Origin of the sequence: Paraburkholderia rhizosphaerae (genome assembly GCF_004366595.1) — a bacterium.
Taxonomy (GTDB): Bacteria; Pseudomonadota; Gammaproteobacteria; order Burkholderiales; family Burkholderiaceae; genus Paraburkholderia; species Paraburkholderia rhizosphaerae.
In genome coordinates, this window is record NZ_SORE01000024.1 from 27,762 (window position 1) to 43,800 (window position 16,039).

Sequence of the window (16,039 nt, forward strand, 5' to 3'; positions counted from 1 at the left end):
TTGCTCTGCTTCACACCTGGCCGAGTCGCCTTTGCCTGTCATCGGGCGGACTCATTGCCTTTGTTTGTCCGTTGCTCGCACGGCCGTAGGCCGCCGGCTTCAACCGTGCAGGGTCGATATTGTCGATACAGCGCGCGTTGACTGCAACCATCTCCGCACCGTCCGGCATCTCGCTATAAAAAAAAGTCTCGTCACCGCAGACCGCGCAGACCTGGTACTTGCTCGCCCGCTTGTAGAACGGGTACCCGTGCGTACCGCCGTCGCCCGCGGTCAGTTGAAACCGCTCGAGCGGCGCGAACCAGAAAATCAGTCCGCGCTTCCTGCAGGTCGAGCAGTTGCACGCGATCGTCTGGTCCAGATCGAGATCGATGGTGAAGCGCACGGCGCCACAACGACAACCGCCCGCGTAGTGTTGCTGTGCCATTCCTCTCTTCCTTATTGCATGAACGCGCCGCGCGTCACGGACGATGCGGTAACCGGTGAGTGCCGCCGCAACGTCGAGCCCGGCTCGATATCCAGGACAAACAGCGCACTCATTCGCCGTGTGACGCGATGCCGTTCTTCCGCGCCATCTACGCTTCCGGTTCCTAAGCACGCGCAGTATCGGGAATAACAAATTGCACACGGCGGGACAGCACGAACTTACGCAATGAATCCCGAAGGGTATATGGCTAGCATAAAGATTGGCGGCGCACGGCGATATCCTGTCGGGTCGCGGTGAGATGGGCCGGGCAAGATGCCGTTCGCACAATGCGTCTTGCGTCGCACATCGCGAGGTCCGATGAAGATTCTTGTTTATGGCATCAACTACGCGCCTGAACTCACAGGGATCGGCCGCTATACCGGCGACATGGCTGCATCGCTCGCAGCTGCCGGCCACGATGTGCGCGTGGTGTGCGCGCCGCCCTATTACCCCGCATGGAAGGTCTCGCCCGGCTTTTCGTCGTCGCGCTACGCGAAGGAGCACAGTGAAGGCGTGCGCGTGTGGCGTGCTCCGCTGTGGGTGCCGGCCCGGCCCAAGGGCGCGCGCCGCCTGCTGCACCTCGCGAGCTTCGCACTCTCCAGCTTTCCGGTCATGCTGCGCCACGTGTTCTGGCGGCCGAAGGCCGTGCTCTGTATCGCGCCGAGCCTGCTGAACGCACCGGCCGGCTGGCTCGTCGCACAGCTTACCGGCGCCCACGCGTGGCTTCACGTACAGGACTACGAAGTCGACGCGGCGTTCAAGCTCGGCATGCTCAAGGGCAACTGGCGCAAGCGCATGGCCCTTGCGATTGAACGCGGTCTGCTGCGTCGCTTCGATACCGTCTCGACAATTTCGGCCAAGATGATCGAACACGCGCTGAACAAAGGCGTCGCCCGCGACAAGGTCGTCCATTTCGCGAACTGGGTCGATACGTCGGCGATCCATCCGCTCAACATCCAGGACAGAGCGAAGGTGCCGCTCAGGGATGAACTCGAGATTCCCGCCGATGCGACCGTCGTGTTGTACTCCGGCAATATGGGCGCCAAGCAGGGACTCGAGGTGCTCGCGACCGCGGCGGCCACGCTTGCCGCGCGCCGCGACCTGGTCTTCGTGTTCTGCGGCGCAGGTCCGGCTAAAGATGGCCTGACTGCCATTTGCGGCGATCTGCCGAACACGCGCTTCATTCCATTGCAGCCGATGGAGAGGCTCAACGAACTGCTGAACCTCGCCGACATACACGCGCTGCCGCAGCGCGCCGATGCTGCCGACCTCGTGATGCCGTCCAAGCTGACCGGCATGCTCGCAAGCGGCCGTCCGGTGATCGCGATGGCTCACGAGGGCACCGAGCTGTTCGACACGGTTGCGCCACGCGGCGTGGTCGTGCCGCCCGAAGCGCTCGAACCGCTGGTTGCCGCAATCGAAGCGCTCGCGGCTGATCCGGCACGGCGCGAACAGCTGGGCCGCGCCGGTCGCGACTATGCGCTCGCGGTGCTGTCGCGCGAAAGCGTGCTCGGCGAGTTCGAGTCGACGCTGCGCCTGCGCTGCGCGGATACCGAACCGGTGAGTAGCGCGCTCGGACTGCGTCAGCGCGATCTCTGATTCACCGCTTCACCGCCCCATTCACGATCGCGATGAACTTCACGATCGCCGGTGTTGACGATCCCGGACTCTTTACCGGAGACCGGGGTTGCGCCACGCCCCGCCCCCAACAAGGAGCCCCTGTGGCAAAACTAGACAATACGGAATTCCTGAGCGTCGTCTCGAACACACCGCTGATCGCACTGGATCTGATCCTACATGACGAGCAAGACTGCTATCTGCTGGGACGACGCGTGAACCGGCCTGCACGCGGTGTCTGGTTTGTGCCCGGTGGCCGGGTACGCAAGGACGAACGTCTCGACGACGCGTTCGCTCGCCTGACGCAAGAAGAGCTGGGCCTGCACGGCGTGGATCGCTCGGAGGCGGAACTGATCGGCGTCTATGAGCACTTCTACGACGACAACTTCAGTGGCAAGGACGGCATATCGACGCACTATGTGGTGCTCGGCTACCGCATCCGCTTGACGCAGCGCCTCGCGCACCTGCCGCTCGACCAGCACTCGGACTACCGCTGGGCGAGTGCCGAGGATATTGCGCTCGACGAATCGGTTCATCACAACAGCCGCGCCTACTTTGTGACGGGAAGTTGACCATATTGAAGCGCATGGCCGAATTCGGACGGAAGTCCGAATTGGCGGGTGAGCTCCGGCGGGTGACCTCTTTACGGATGCGCTTTCCGGTCGCTGCGATGGTTTGCCATCCGACGCTCACGTCGCTCGAATGGCGTCGATGGTTGCACTCGCAATTGCTTGATCGCTAATCGATGTTTGACCGCCGGCGTGCAGGCCAATGGCACAAGTTTTTGCGACTATCGATAACGGCAAAAAAAATAAAGCGCAAAAAATTAATCCGGCTATAGATAAAAAATCGATAATAAAAAATTAATCAGTGAATTTTCGCGCAAACACAGATTGGCGCGAATTCACGATGCCTTCGCCACTGCCGCAAATGCGGCCGCCTGCGCGGAGTGCTGACGCGTCCACAACACCAGCCACAACGCAGATCGCGCGCCTTTTTCCTTGATGGGTCTGTACACGACGCCATTCGCGCCGACACTGCGTAGCGATTCCGGCACGACCGCGACACCGAGCCCCGCTGCGACCAGTCCGAGGATGGTCGCCATCGCGTGCGCTTCCTGCGCAACGGTCGGCGCAAACCCCGCCTGTCGGCACAGCGTGATGATCTGGTCATACACGCCTGTCCCGCTTTCGCGCGGGTACATCACAAATGGTTCTTCCGCGAGCGTGCTGATCGGCAGCGGCCTCGCGACGCCGGCCAGCCGATGCTGGGCAGGCAAGGCGACGACCAGCGAGTCCTCGAGCAGACACGTTGCGCGTAAAGTGGGAGGGAGATCGGGGGCCAGCACGCTGCGCACAATCGCGACGTCGAGCCGCTGTTCGAGCAGTGCCGCGAGTTGCTCTCGTGTGGTGAGTTCCTCGATACGCAGCCGCACGCCGGGAAAACGCTGCCGGTACGAGAGGATTAAACGCGGTATCACCACGGTGAATGCGGCCGACCCGGTCAATCCGACGCGCAGTTCGCCAATTTCCCCGCGTTGTGCTCGTGCCGCCACGGTCGACGTCCGCTCGGCTTGTGCGAGTAGCGCACGTGCTTCGGGCAGTAGCGCCTTGCCGGCCGGCGTCAGTTCCACACGCCGGTTGCTGCGCTCGAACAGTCGCGCGCCCAACTCCTGTTCGAGTACGCGGATTTGCTGGCTCAGCGGCGGCTGCGCGATGTTCAGAGCCAACGCGGCGCGGCCGAAATGCAGTGTTTCGGCAAGCACGACAAAGTAGCGAATGCGGCGCAAATCCATGATACGCATTATGTACCAGTTACGGCCGGATCAATATGGGATGTGCATCGTCCCCACCTGCGCATTTGACGGATATGCCGTCGCGACGCAAAGCCTTTTCACTTGCGCATCGGGAGTGTCCGAGCCCGCGATTCGACTTTCTCGGGCGGACAATATCCGCGAAGCCATCCGATGAAGATGTCCAGCGTCTCCCGATTGATCGGCTCGACGTTATTGGAAATGAAATAACCGTTGTCGTTTTGCAGACCATGCGGCATCGGCACCACCAGCCGTTTGCTGGCCAGTTCGTCGGGGTACTATCCGGTGCGCGCATGCGCCGGTCCCGCTCATGATTCGGAGCGGCGCACAATCACGTAAAACCTTTGAGGACGCTCGATGAAGCTCTATTACTCCCCTGGCGCCTGCTCGCTGGCACCGCACATCGTCGCGCGAGAAGCGGGTATCGCGCTGGAACTGGAACAGGTCAACATCAAAACCAAACGCACCGGGCATGATGCGGATTTCTGGCAGATCAATCCGAAGGGCAGCGTGCCGGTTCTTGAACTGGACACCGGCGAGGTGCTAACCGAAGGACCCGCGATCATGCAGTACCTTGCCGACCTGAAGCCGGAGTGCAAACTGGCGCCCGCTAACGGCACGTTGCCGCGCTACCGTCTGCAGGCGTGGCTCGGCTTTATCAACTCCGAGGTGCACAAGAGCTACTCGCCGCTGTTTCAGCTTTCGACGCCAGAGGGCACCCGCTCGGAGCGACGCGCGGCATTGCACAAACACTATGCGTTGCTGGAACGGCAACTCGCGGTGCAGCCGTGGTTGAACGGCGATGACTTCTCCGCCGCGGACGCGTATTTGTTTACCGTGACCAATTGGGCAAGCTACGTCCACCTGGACATATCGCCGTACAGTGCGATCGTGGCGTTCCAGCAACGTGTGGCCGAACGGCCGCACGTTCAGGCTGCGATGGACGCAGAAGGTCTCACGCACAAACCGGCCGCCTGACATCGCGGCCAAGGAGAGCAACGATGAACCGACCCGACTTCATCAAACACTGGACTGAACTGGAAGAACCAGAAGCGAATTCGTACCCGGGCGATACCGAGCCGATGGGGTTGGACGCGCCGCTTTCCGCCGCACTCGGCATTACAAGAATCGGTATACATCACGTGAGGCTGCTGCCTGGCCGCAGGACGTCCTATCCGCATGCGGAAAGCACCGAGCAGGAATTTGTGTACGTGCTCGCCGGCACGCCCGATGTCTGGATTGACGGCGTGCTCCATCCGCTTGCCGAAGGCGAGTGTGTCGCGTTTCCGTCCGGCACCGGCATTTGCCATACGTTCATCAACAACACCAGGAACGAAGTCCGGCTGATGGTGATCGGCGAGCGTCCGCGCGACGACAATCGTATTCGCTATCCGCGCAACGAAGCGTACGAACTGACCCGTGCGGATCGTTGGGCGGACTGGCCCGCGAGGCCGCTCGGCGACCACGATGGAAAGCCTGACTGACGCCAGCCGGTGACGCAAAGGTTGTCCGCGGCCGCGCATCGCCCCGACTCACGCGACTGCGCGCCGACGGCGAAAATCTGAATGGCCGCGTGCACTACGTACAATACGGCCTCACTTATTGAAACCACGGGACTCCGTCATATGGCAATGAAAAAAACCGACCTTGAAAAGAACAAGGCCCTCAAGCTGACTCACTCGTTGAACCAATCGCGCTCCGAGCGCTTCGGCAAAGGCGTGGCTGAAACGCCCGTCGATCGGCGCGAGCAGCGCAAGCTGGATCAGGCCAAAGGTCTCGTGCCGTTTGCGTGCAAGCTCAACGGCGAACTGGTGAAGGAGCTCAATGCGCGCGCGGCCACCCACCCCGAGGGTATGACCGGACTACTCGACGAGTTGCTGCGACGCGGCCTCGCGGAACATGCCCGCGACGCGTGAAGGCCAGCGCTTGCCGTAACCGATACGACGGCCCTGTTGAAATGTCCCGAAAGGAAAAGCGCAACTAGGAACGGGACCGCCTGTCGAGATACGCGGCGACCGCCTCAGTCAGCGCGATGTCGTGCAATTCCTCTGGCGCAGCAAGACGCGCGGCGACAATCTCACGATGATCAAGCCGCAGTTCAGGCGGGCGATCGAGGTGCAGTTCGAAGAAATGCACGCGGTCTTTTCGTCCGTCCCAGATGCCGGAGAGGCTGCCCGCGGGAAGTAACGCATGCGAAGACAGGCCGATCTCCTCCTCCATTTCGCGCTGCGCCGCTACATCGGGTGTCTCTCCGGGGTGCACGCCGCCGCCGGGAAAATTCCACTCGGCCCGGTACGATGACTTCACCAGCAACAACGCACGCCCGACGTAGATCGCGACTAGCGCACCCTCATGGCTTGGCCGCCGGATGGTCCACCAGATGCGAGCGCAACGGAATGCGACGCGAAATGCCACGCGCCACACGGAGTCGATAAGCCTAGCCAGTCGCGCTCGCTCAAGGTTCTGCATGAGTTCTCTTCTTACTTTCTGATGGCCAGAGGATAGTCCAGGTCGCCGCCGTAGTGCGATTTGCGACATGCAACGTCTGTCGCTACTGCCCGGCAACCGTAGTCTAGCCAGACTCAGCTGGCAATGAGACGTAGCCGTTTCAACACGCTCTGTTACATCCCCGCATAGACCATCCTGGTGAATTTCGGGCCGTCGAACACGAGCTTCCCATACTTTTCGTCGAACGCGGCCGTCGGCCTGGCAGCGACGATTTCGTCAAGCGATTTCCCTTGCTGCTTGAGCGCCGCGATGTTATCGCGGATGGTAACCAGCATGTCACGGAATTCGATCAGGTCCGTTCTCGTGCCGACCGGGCCATGACCGGGGATAACAATCGTATGGTCGGTCGTACGCGCGACTGCTTCATTCGCCCAATGGATCGCGCCATCGATACTGCCACCGCCCTCATTATCGATGTACGGATAAATGCCATTCCAGAACGTGTCGCCCAGTTCCAGCACGTCGGCATCCTTGAAATACACCCACAGGTCGCCATCCGTGTGGCCACCACCGAGATATTCCACTTCGATCTCGGTTCCGGCGAAAGAAAATGTCGTCTTGTCTTCGACCAGCAGCGTCGGGCGTGCGCCTTCGGGCACGGGGTCGAACGTCCAGTTCCACGCATTGACGTGGGTCGTTTCAGTCAAATGCCGGAAGGTTTTCTGGTGCGCGATGATCGTCGCGCCGGCATCATGCATCCACGCATTGCCGTCGGTATGGTCCCAATGCCAATGCGTATTGACCAGATATTTCAGGGGTCCCGGACCAATCTTATCGAGTGCCGCTTGCATCTTTTCCTGCGACTTGCTGATGCCCGCGTCGACGAGGAATTTGCCTTCCTTGCCCGACAGCACCGCGATGTTGCCGCCGGATCCCATCAGCACCGTGATATTGCCGCGTAGCGGCACCACCACGAGATCCTCGTCGGCGCGGCGCAGATATCGCGCACCCGCACCGGTATGGAAATAATCGTCTGGAGTAACGTCCTCGCCCGTGACCGCTTCAGGCGGGAAAGAGGAAAGGTGTTCCATGGTGAGCTCCTTGCAATGATTGCCATCGGCGACGGCATGACTAGACATTAATTAGCCGCGGCGCGGATGTGAATGCTCGTCATTGTCTTGCTCATGCTCCGGCGGCTCAAAAGGATGTGAATCGACGCGAGCTATAGACCATATAGCCGGCGGGCGTTTTGCGATGAATGAAGTGAAGTAAAAAAGCCCGTTCGGGCAGGATGCACTGCTCGAGCGCGAAGTCGGCATCGAACTGCATATCTGCACGCGGCCTCTTGTCGAACGCGTTGTGCGCCACTGCGTGCGCGACTTCGTGGAAATCGTGCTGCTCGACAGACATCGTGTAATCGAACTTCTGTCGTCGGGGGACAACTGTGCGGTAACCGGCGTGCGATCCGAGACACGTGAAGGAGAATCGACGGCGGCATTCCGGCCGGGTTCACGCATGGCCACTCGGTCTGATTCCGATTGCCGATGCGGTTTGCCGTTTCAATCCGGTGTACGAACAAGGTATGACGGTAGCGGCAAAAGAGGCCGTCATCTTGCGAGACATTCTGGCCGACCGTCGTGGCTCGCCCTATCCGCTCGACCGCTTGATGGAAGAACCGATGGCCGCGATCGACCCGGTGATCGACAACGTATGGGGGCTGGCTTCGGTGCCTGACCTCTCGTATCCGGATGCGCGTGGCCAGCGGCCGCACGACCTGAATGGCGCTTTGGCATACCAGAGTCAGGTCAATCAGGCGGCGCTACTGGTGACCAGGTGAGGGACCTGGCCACGCGGTATGCAAGGTCGCGCGAGGCCAATGCGCCACTGCCTTTGATAGGAGCAGGCCGCCGCGAGTCTCGTGAACTTGTGGCGGTTTTCTATCCATCGTCAGCGCAGTCTATACGCCGATAATCGGTCGACGAACATCGATCAGTAGTCCCACAACACCGGCACAAAACGGAAGCCTTCGCCGTTCTTCGCAATGTGACCGATGGACGGGAATGCAATATGTGCCGCGGCCAGCAGTGCGCCCGTTTGAGCGGCTTCGTTAAGCAGCGCGAGACGCACGTCCACCGCCCCTTCAGGATCGTGCTCGAAGCCATTTTGCCATGCCGGATTGTCGAATCCGACTTCGAAAATCGCGTCGCCTACGAAGGTCAGCTTCTCGCCGTTCGATGCGACATCCACGACGCAGTGCCCCGGCGTGTGCCCGCCCGTCACACGCGCCGACACACCCGTTGCGACTTCCACGGTCTGACCGAACTGCACGATGTTTTTGCTGTAGAGTTCCACGAACGTTGCAGCCGCCTTGCGAAGCGCGGGAGGGACGGTTTCCGGCATCACCGTCTTGCTGAAGTCCGGATTTTTCCAGAACACCACTTCCGCGGCCGACACGTGAATGCGCACGTCGGGACGCAGCTTGGCCTTGACGCCATCCACGTTCAGCCCGCCGACGTGATCCATGTGCATATGCGTAATCACGATATCGGTGATCGCGGCCAGGTCGATGCCAGCCGATTCCAGCCGCATCACCGACCGACCGGCGCGCGTGAAGTATTCGAAACCGTCGCCCACGCCCGAGTCGATCAGGATCAGGCGATCGCCGCTGCGCACGAGCGCGACATTCAGCGCCCAGTCGAACATGTCACGTTGCAGGAAACGACCATCGAACCATTCGTTGCGGTCGGCTTCGCTCACATTGGTCGACATGGTGGAGGTCGGTAGCGGCAGAATGCCATCGCTGATCAGCACGACATCGACGTCACCCACACGTACCGCGTAGCGGGAAGCCACCAGTTCGCCTGAACCCTCTTTGCCAAGGCAGGTGGTAACCGGCCGCGCATTGCGCGTTGTTTCGGTCATTTTCAATAGTCCTGTTCGTTAAGTGGGGTAAGCCGGATGGGCGGCGCGGTGCGCGAGCCTGACCACGCAATTCGCGGCCTTCGCTTGCTCGCGTTTCGACCGACCGTGTGACCGATTGTAGTAACGCGGCGCAAATGCCAGTAGCCTCGCGAAGGCGTCAGCATGTTGTCTGAACGGCAACAATCGACGGCAGGCAGGCAATGAAAGGTGAACGGCAAGTGACTGGCTGAGAGAGCGACCGCGCGAAACGGGGTTCACCGATTGGTCGCGGTGTCCGCCGTCGTCACATGCCGATCCTCCTGCAAGATCCTGCTCTCACATCGATAACAATCGTCGCCGCCCGGCACTATTCTCAATCCGGACACACCGGCGAAGTTGAAAACGCGCTCAAGCTAATCGTTTAACCAGCACGATCCCCTTCTCTTACCCGAGGGTTGGTATCGATGATTCAGGACACGAGCGAGGCACGCGATTTACCGGACTCTGCAACTTCGAAGGATTCGCCCATTCGCTGCGCGATAGCAACGGCTGTCTAACAAGTGTTGAAGTGCGCCAGGAAATCGTGAATGAGACGCCGGCAGTTGTCGTGAGCCGTGCCAGAACGGATCCCGACCCGAACTACTGCCCCAACCACAGCACTGGGCACAACGTCGGCGGCCTGGATCCGATCATGGTTCGCCCTGCTTATGGCGGAAAGGAACCACTCGCATGTACCAGAACAGTGCTGCCCTGGCCATAACCGAACGCATCTTCGCTGCTGGCAAATGGAGCGATGAACGTGCGCAAGCGCACATTCGTTTTCTCCGCCTCATCGATTTCTGACTAAGCTGCGATTCGTATGGACGACGACGCACTTCGCGATGTTGGAGGATGATCATCATGAGCGATGAATTCACCGGTCACGGCACGCCGCTGGACAGTGCCGGCATGGCTAAAGCACTTGACGTTCTGCGCGTCGGCGCCGCCGAGCTTTGGGCGGTCCTGTCGGTCGAAACATCGGGCGTCGGCTTCTTCGCCGACCGGCGCCCAAAGATTCTTTACGAGCGTCACGTATTCAGCAGGCTGACCAACAGGCAGTTCGACGCCGATCATCCGGATATCAGCAGCCCGACGCCCGGGAATTACGGTCCTACGGGAGCACATCAATACGACCGTCTCAACGCCGCGATCGCGCTGGACCGTGAAGCCGCGCTCAAAAGTACGTCGTGGGGACTCGGCCAGGTCATGGGCTTCAACTTCAATCAGACCGGGTCGGCAACCGTCGACGATATGGTCAAGCGCATGACCGCATCGGAAAGCGAGCAACTTCTGTGTGCGGCCGGAGAGCTCGATGGCGGCGCGGTGGCTGCATTGCGTGCGAAAGACTGGACAAATTTCGCGCGGATCTATAACGGCAGCAACTTCTCAATCAACAATTACGACAAGCGTCTAAGCGCGGCTTTCCAGAGTTATTCATTCGGCGGCACACCCGACCTGATGATTCGTGCCGCGCAAAACTATCTGATCTATCTGGGCTTTCATCCCGGTCCTGTCGACGGCGTGCTCGGCAAGATGACCCGCGACGCACTGAATCTCTTCGAACAGCAGGAAGACCTGCCCGTCGCCCCTCTGCTCGACGACGCGACGTTGGCCAGGCTGCAGCTGCGCGCCGATGCGTTGCCGATATAGTTAATGCCGGCGCCTTCATTGACACGCGCGTCAATCGACGTCTTCCGCAAAGAAGCGGCGCCGCGCAGCTTCGTCGCTGGGAGTATCGGGCCCGACAACCGGCGTCCCCACGCTGGGTCGCTGGCGGCGGCCGCATCGCCGACGACGGATCAAGGATAGGCACCCGCCCGCATCTTGCGGTGTTTTTCAACCCCGCGACAAGACCGGACAGGACAGGACACGCTTAACGCGGCGCGGGCTGCTCAAGGAAGTTTTGCACGGCGTTAAACAGTTGCAGCCGGTTTTTCTCCATCATCACGGTGTGTGTCCCTTCGCCGATCAGATCGTATTGCTTCCACGGCGCACCAGTCAGCAGCGGAAACAATGCCTGCGACATGTAAGGCGGTGTGTCCTGGTCCCATTGCGCCTGGATCATCAGCGTCGGCGCAGTGATCTTGCCCGGGTCGTAGGTCGCCTTACCGGACATGTAGTAACCGCGAATGTCCTGTGTCACGCCGTTCGGTGCACGCAGCGCCGGCGGTTTTGCGGACGCGGCATCCGGATCCGTCGCCCAGGTCGCCTGCTGCCACTTGTCGAACCAGCCGGAAGGAATCAGGTCGGCGCGCTTATCCTCCGGTACGCCCTTGTACCAGCGCTCCTTCGCCATCTCCGCCGTGACCGTGCGATAGGCGCCCAGTTTGGCAGCGTCGCCCGTCGGCGGCGCATCGTGTGAGAGCCAAACCGGCGCGTACAGCACCAGGCGATTCACCTTATCCGGCTGCGCGGCCGCGAATCCGCCCGCGATCGTTGTGCCCCACGACCATCCCATGACATCCAGCTTGCTCAGGTGTTGGCGTGCCAGCACCCAATCTACAACGGCCGCATAGTCCTGCACCGCTTGTGCCGTTGTTTCAACAGGCTGCCCGGCGTCAGCCGGCTGGTCCATCGACGATGGACGCGTGGAACGCCCGTAGCCGGGAAGATCGAGCAGGTAGACATCGAACCCGCGTCTCGCGATGTAATCCATCCACGACATGCCATTCAGTTCGAGGTCGAATGCCGTGCTGGCCGGATAGGTGGCGCCGTGGACGAACACAAGCGTGTGAGCGGCGTCGAAATGCGTCCGGTTGGCCAGACGCTTGTTACGAACATAGATCTTGATGCCCGGCTGAGGCGATGCCACCATCGCCTCTTCTGTGACCAGCTTCGCGGGCTCCGCGGCGTATGCAGATGTTGTCCCGGTCATAGCAGAAAGAAAAGTAAGGATGACTGATGGTAAAAGGCGTTTTGAAATCTTCATTTACGTCTCCGTAAGCCGTGTCACCGGCGGTTTTTTTAGAATAGAGGCGTCACTGTACCAAGACTTCGAACCAGATGTAAGTGCATGCTGAACAACTGACGGAGAGCGCTCTCCAGGGTCGTTGTTCGATAGCAGGTTGAAAGGCATCGTCAGCAACACGCCGCGGTGTGTGGCACGATGAGATGATGAATCGTCAAACCGGGAAATCTGTGAGCATTCAGGGTCTACGCGAAACACTCGAGGGTCGCCAGATCACAATCTATTTCAGCGCGGTGGTGCTCGCGGCGGGCTTAGCCACACTGGTGAGCGGAACCACGGCACTTGCCGACTGGATCAACCCGGCACTCGCGCTGATGCTGTTTGTGACATTCCTGCAGGTACCGCTTGCCGCTCTGGCGAAGGCTTTCTCGCAAGTCCGCTTTCTGGCGGCGCTGTTTGCCGCCAATTTCGTGGTCGTGCCGATTGTCGTCGCGGGACTTGTCCAGTTTCTGCCGGCCAATCCGATGGTTCGTCTTGGCGTGTTGATTGTGCTGCTTACGCCATGCATCGACTATGTCGTCACATTTTCGCAGTTGGGCCGCGCGGACGCCCGTTTGCTGCTGGCCGCGACACCCGCGTTGCTCGTCGCGCAGATGCTACTGCTGCCCGTCTATCTGCGAGTCTTCCTCGGCGACAGCTCATCCGGGCTGATCCAGGCCGGTCCTTTCGTGCATGCGTTCATCTGGTTGATCGCCGTTCCGCTCATCCTTGCCGTCGCGGTACAGCTATGGGCCGCGCGACACCGCACCGGCGAGCGTGTTACCTCGGTCCTGGGCGTGCTGCCGGTACCGTCAACTGCTTTGGTGTTGTTCGTGGTTATCGCAGCAGTGGTGCCGCGGCTCGCACCTGCCGTTGGGACGGCGCTGATCGTTGCGCCAATCTACGTCGCTTTTGCGATTGCGATGCCGTTGCTGGGATGGGGCGTCGCCCGGGTTTTCCGGCTTGACGCAGCCGCGGCGCGAGCGGTTGCTTTTAGCGCGTCGACCCGCAACTCGCTTGTGGTGCTGGCCCTTGCGTTCGCGGTCCCTGGCGCGATTCCGGTGCTACCAGCGATTATCGTTACCCAAACGCTCGTGGAATTGCTCAGCGAGCTGGCCTACATTCGCTTGCTTCCGAAGCTTGGCGCTAGAGCGACGCTATCGGCTTCTCAACTCTCCCAGTGAGAAGCCGAAGCGCGGCATTGATTTACCGCGTCAAAAAAGCTTCTGCTGACCACTCGTTAGCGTCTCGAAGTCATCACTCAGCAACGGCAGTATCGCGTCTGCCACAGGCTGCAACTGATTGCTCACATAGTGCTGGTAATCGAGCCCGGACCGCCATGTTTCTAGCGGCTCCGGTCCTGCGCTGGTCATCACGTAACTGATCCACCCGCCGCTTTGATACTGCAACGGCCGCCCCTGCTGCCGGTTGAATTCATCCGCCATACGGGCTGCCCGCACGTGGGGCGGCACGTTGCGCTCATATGCAGCAAGCGGACGGCGCAGCCGCTTGCGATAGATGAGCAGTTCATCGAACTCTCCGCTCAATGTCCTGCGCACATAGTCGCGCACATAATCCTGATAGGGTTCGCGCCTGAACACGCGCAGATACAGCTCCTGCTGGAACTTTTGGGCGAGCGGCGTCCAGTCTGTGCGGACCGTTTCCAGCCCCTTGTAGACCACGTCCTCGCTGCCATCGTCACGCAGCGTGAGACCGGCATAACGTTTCTTGCTGCCTTCTTCAGTGCCGCGGATGGTCGGCATAAAGAAGCGCCGATAGTGCCGCTCGAACTGCAATTCCAATGCACTGTCGATGCCAAAGCGTTCCCGAAGCTCCTGCCGCCACCAGTCGTTGACAGTCCCGACCAGCGCGTGGCCGATCTGCGCGGCCTCTTCTTCGGTGCGCGCGTGGTTTAGCCAGACGAACGTCGAATCCGTGTCCCCGTATATGACCTCGTAGCCCTGTGCCTCGATCAGATCGCGCGTCGCGCGCATGATCTCGTGTCCGCGCATTGTGATTGACGACGCAAGGCGCGGGTCGAAGAAGCGGCATCCGGTCGAACCCAGCACCCCGTAGAACGAGTTCATGATGATCTTCAGCGCCTGCGATAGCGGCTTGTTGTGCTCGCGTTTGGCCGCCTCGCGCGCTTCCCAGATCTGCGCGACGATGGACGGCAGGCCATGCCGGGTACGCGAAAAGCGCGCGCCCAGAAAGCCGGGAACCGAGTCCGCGTCATCCGGATTGCGGATCCCTTCGACGAGTCCAACCGGATCGATCAGAAAGGTGCGAATAATCGACGGGTACAGACTTTTGTAATCGAGCACCAGCACCGAGTCATAGAGGCCTGGCCGCGAGTTCATCACAAAGCCGCCCGGGCTCGGCGCTCCCGCGACATCTCCGAGATTCGGCGCGACGTAGCCAAGACGATGCATGAGCGGCATGTAGCGATGCGTGAAGGCGGCCACCGAGCCTCCGCTTCGATCCGCCGGCAAGCCCGTCACGGTCGCGCGCTCAAGCAGGAACGCCAGCAACTCGGTCTTCGCGAAGATGCGCGTCACCAGTTCGCAATCTTTCAGGTTGTAGCGCGCGAGCGCCGGCTTGTCCTCATCGAAGCGGCGCTGGATTTCGTCCATGCGCTGGTACGCGTTGTCGATGGCCTTGCCCTCGCCCAGCACGGCCTGCGAAACGAACTCGAGGCTAAACGACGCGAAGCTCCAGGTCGCCGAGCGCAGCGCTTCGATGCCGTCGATGATCAGCCGGCCAGCGGCGCCGGCGAAGAAATGCCCCTGCGTAAGGCCGTGTTCTCGCCATTCCATCACGCTACCGTCGCGGCCCAGACGCAACGGAACGCGATATTGCTCCGCGTGCTGATGCAGGATACGCAGATCGAACTGCACCAGATTCCAGCCGATAATCGCATCGGGGTCGTGCCGCGCGATCCATTCGTTCAGGCGCTCAAGCAGCAGCGGACGGCTTTCGCAGTATTCGAGGTCGAAGTCGACTGCCCCGCTATCGCCATTTGCCGGGCCGAGCATGTAAACCTGACGCTGCCCGCAGCCTTCAAGCGCGATCGAGTAGAGCTCGCCTTGGGCACTGGTCTCGATGTCCAGCGACACCATCCGCAACCGCGGCCGATAGCCCGATGCGGGCTTCATGTCACCGTCCAGCAGCGGACCGCTGCCGTTAGGCCGGCCGCTGAACCACACGGGCGCCGTGATGAATCGCTCCATCATGTACCGGTCGGGCGGAAACACGTCCGCCTCGTAGACGTCGATGCCGGTCTGCTTCAAACGCTTTTCGACGCGGGTCAGTTGCCGGTACTGCCGGCTGTACAGCCCCAGCACCGGGCGATGATGAAAGTCATACAGTTGCAGCGGACGCAGTTCGACCCCGGCCGACGGCGATTCGCGTCGCAGGATCAGCTCGACCTGCTCGCGTTGCGCGGCGGGGATGAACGCAACGGATTCCTGCGGGCGCAGGCACACCTGGCGCGGCCCGTCGTTGGTCGCCAGCCAGAACACCACCTCCGTACCAGCGGGCGAGTCGCGCCAGTGACGGGTCAAAATGAAGCCTTGCTTCTGCGCTGTCAAACACCTGCTCCAATACGACGGGATGTACTCCGGATTTTAACGTCTATGCGATCGCACTGACGCCGCGCCAGTTCGACGACAACGCGACACGCGTCAGCTCGCCGACCAGCGCACCATCGGTGCCGTAGCATCGGCGGCGAACGTGAAACTCGCGCGGTGCGCGCCGACTTCGCCGCGATACATGCGCAAACGACTCGATGGGGCGACAATGACGCGCCGCT

General features: G+C 60.9%; 16 protein-coding genes. 8 read left to right on the forward strand and 8 right to left on the reverse strand.

What is annotated here, in order from left to right; translation table 11 throughout:
• Window positions 1-10: 10 nt before the first annotated feature.
• Window positions 11-424: a GFA family protein gene (locus BX592_RS26055; RefSeq protein ID WP_134196064.1), complete on the reverse strand. Its 414-nt coding sequence runs from the start codon at window positions 422-424 to the stop codon at window positions 11-13.
• A 357-nt stretch (window positions 425-781) separates the two neighbouring features.
• Here BX592_RS26055 and BX592_RS26060 point away from each other — a divergent pair, with 357 nt between their 5' ends.
• A complete protein-coding gene (locus BX592_RS26060; RefSeq protein WP_134196066.1) occupies window positions 782-2,062 on the forward strand; it encodes a glycosyltransferase WbuB in 1,281 nt (426 codons plus the stop codon).
• Between the two features lie 122 nt (window positions 2,063-2,184).
• Entirely contained in the window at window positions 2,185-2,652 is a 468-nt protein-coding gene (locus tag BX592_RS26065) for a GDP-mannose mannosyl hydrolase (protein WP_243849734.1), read from the forward strand.
• A gap of 332 nt (window positions 2,653-2,984) precedes the next feature.
• Here the strand turns inward: BX592_RS26065 and BX592_RS26070 are convergent, their stop codons facing one another.
• Window positions 2,985-3,875, reverse strand: a complete 891-nt coding sequence (locus BX592_RS26070; RefSeq protein ID WP_134196070.1) for a LysR substrate-binding domain-containing protein — start codon at window positions 3,873-3,875, stop codon at window positions 2,985-2,987.
• A gap of 375 nt (window positions 3,876-4,250) precedes the next feature.
• On the opposite strand from BX592_RS26070, the gene gstA reads away from it, so the two are divergent.
• The 3 genes from gstA (at window position 4,251) to BX592_RS26085 (ending at window position 5,809) form a co-directional block, all read left to right on the forward strand.
• Window positions 4,251-4,871 carry a glutathione transferase GstA gene (gene gstA / locus BX592_RS26075; RefSeq protein WP_134196072.1) on the forward strand — a complete coding sequence of 207 codons (621 nt, stop codon included), beginning with the start codon at window positions 4,251-4,253 and terminating at the stop codon, window positions 4,869-4,871.
• Between the two features lie 23 nt (window positions 4,872-4,894).
• Entirely contained in the window at window positions 4,895-5,377 is a 483-nt protein-coding gene (locus BX592_RS26080) for a cupin domain-containing protein (protein WP_134196074.1), read from the forward strand.
• A gap of 141 nt (window positions 5,378-5,518) precedes the next feature.
• Window positions 5,519-5,809: a hypothetical protein gene (locus BX592_RS26085; protein WP_134196076.1), complete on the forward strand. Its 291-nt coding sequence runs from the start codon at window positions 5,519-5,521 to the stop codon at window positions 5,807-5,809.
• A 64-nt stretch (window positions 5,810-5,873) separates the two neighbouring features.
• Here BX592_RS26085 and BX592_RS26090 read toward each other — a convergent pair whose 3' ends face one another.
• The 3 genes from BX592_RS26090 to BX592_RS26100 form a co-directional block, all read right to left on the reverse strand.
• Window positions 5,874-6,362, reverse strand: coding sequence for an NUDIX domain-containing protein (locus tag BX592_RS26090; RefSeq protein ID WP_134196078.1), 489 nt, complete (start codon window positions 6,360-6,362; stop codon window positions 5,874-5,876).
• A gap of 152 nt (window positions 6,363-6,514) precedes the next feature.
• On the reverse strand, window positions 6,515-7,432 hold the full coding sequence (locus BX592_RS26095) for an MBL fold metallo-hydrolase (protein ID WP_134196080.1): 918 nt from the start codon (window positions 7,430-7,432) through the stop codon (window positions 6,515-6,517).
• A 106-nt stretch (window positions 7,433-7,538) separates the two neighbouring features.
• Window positions 7,539-7,751, reverse strand: a complete 213-nt coding sequence (locus tag BX592_RS26100; protein WP_134196082.1) for a hypothetical protein — start codon at window positions 7,749-7,751, stop codon at window positions 7,539-7,541.
• A 64-nt stretch (window positions 7,752-7,815) separates the two neighbouring features.
• Between BX592_RS26100 and BX592_RS26105 the strand changes: the two genes are divergently transcribed.
• Entirely contained in the window at window positions 7,816-8,178 is a 363-nt protein-coding gene (locus BX592_RS26105; RefSeq protein ID WP_134196084.1) for a hypothetical protein, read from the forward strand.
• Between the two features lie 152 nt (window positions 8,179-8,330).
• On the opposite strand, the gene BX592_RS26110 is transcribed toward BX592_RS26105, so the two are convergent.
• Window positions 8,331-9,263 carry an MBL fold metallo-hydrolase gene (locus BX592_RS26110; protein ID WP_134196086.1) on the reverse strand — a complete coding sequence of 311 codons (933 nt, stop codon included), beginning with the start codon at window positions 9,261-9,263 and terminating at the stop codon, window positions 8,331-8,333.
• An 879-nt stretch (window positions 9,264-10,142) separates the two neighbouring features.
• On the opposite strand from BX592_RS26110, the gene BX592_RS26115 reads away from it, so the two are divergent.
• Window positions 10,143-10,931 carry an N-acetylmuramidase domain-containing protein gene (locus BX592_RS26115; protein ID WP_134196087.1) on the forward strand — a complete coding sequence of 263 codons (789 nt, stop codon included), beginning with the start codon at window positions 10,143-10,145 and terminating at the stop codon, window positions 10,929-10,931.
• 223 nt (window positions 10,932-11,154) lie between these two features.
• On the opposite strand, the gene BX592_RS26120 is transcribed toward BX592_RS26115, so the two are convergent.
• Window positions 11,155-12,210 (reverse strand): alpha/beta hydrolase, encoded by a 1,056-nt coding sequence (locus tag BX592_RS26120; RefSeq protein WP_134196089.1) that lies wholly within the window; start codon window positions 12,208-12,210, stop codon window positions 11,155-11,157.
• A gap of 215 nt (window positions 12,211-12,425) precedes the next feature.
• Between BX592_RS26120 and BX592_RS26125 the strand changes: the two genes are divergently transcribed.
• Complete coding sequence (locus BX592_RS26125) at window positions 12,426-13,412, forward strand: arsenic resistance protein (protein WP_134196182.1); 987 nt, start codon at window positions 12,426-12,428, stop codon at window positions 13,410-13,412.
• 30 nt (window positions 13,413-13,442) lie between these two features.
• Here BX592_RS26125 and BX592_RS26130 read toward each other — a convergent pair whose 3' ends face one another.
• Window positions 13,443-15,818 carry a DNA polymerase II gene (locus tag BX592_RS26130; protein WP_134196091.1) on the reverse strand — a complete coding sequence of 792 codons (2,376 nt, stop codon included), beginning with the start codon at window positions 15,816-15,818 and terminating at the stop codon, window positions 13,443-13,445.
• Between the last annotated feature and the right edge of the window lie 221 nt (window positions 15,819-16,039).

Excerpts from the sequence above, each read along its gene's own strand:
- BX592_RS26055 (WP_134196064.1), bottom strand. The coding sequence starts at position 424 with ATGGCACAGCAACACTACGCGGGCGGTTGTCGTTGTGGCGCCGTGCGC.
- BX592_RS26060 (WP_134196066.1), top strand. The coding sequence starts at position 782 with ATGAAGATTCTTGTTTATGGCATCAACTACGCGCCTGAACTCACAGGG.
- BX592_RS26070 (WP_134196070.1), bottom strand. The coding sequence starts at position 3,875 with ATGGATTTGCGCCGCATTCGCTACTTTGTCGTGCTTGCCGAAACACTG.
- gstA (WP_134196072.1), top strand. The coding sequence starts at position 4,251 with ATGAAGCTCTATTACTCCCCTGGCGCCTGCTCGCTGGCACCGCACATC.
- BX592_RS26080 (WP_134196074.1), top strand. The coding sequence starts at position 4,895 with ATGAACCGACCCGACTTCATCAAACACTGGACTGAACTGGAAGAACCA.
- BX592_RS26085 (WP_134196076.1), top strand. The coding sequence starts at position 5,519 with ATGGCAATGAAAAAAACCGACCTTGAAAAGAACAAGGCCCTCAAGCTG.
- BX592_RS26090 (WP_134196078.1), bottom strand. The coding sequence starts at position 6,362 with ATGCAGAACCTTGAGCGAGCGCGACTGGCTAGGCTTATCGACTCCGTG.
- BX592_RS26095 (WP_134196080.1), bottom strand. The coding sequence starts at position 7,432 with ATGGAACACCTTTCCTCTTTCCCGCCTGAAGCGGTCACGGGCGAGGAC.
- BX592_RS26100 (WP_134196082.1), bottom strand. The coding sequence starts at position 7,751 with ATGTCTGTCGAGCAGCACGATTTCCACGAAGTCGCGCACGCAGTGGCG.
- BX592_RS26110 (WP_134196086.1), bottom strand. The coding sequence starts at position 9,263 with ATGACCGAAACAACGCGCAATGCGCGGCCGGTTACCACCTGCCTTGGC.
- BX592_RS26115 (WP_134196087.1), top strand. The coding sequence starts at position 10,143 with ATGAGCGATGAATTCACCGGTCACGGCACGCCGCTGGACAGTGCCGGC.
- BX592_RS26120 (WP_134196089.1), bottom strand. The coding sequence starts at position 12,210 with ATGAAGATTTCAAAACGCCTTTTACCATCAGTCATCCTTACTTTTCTT.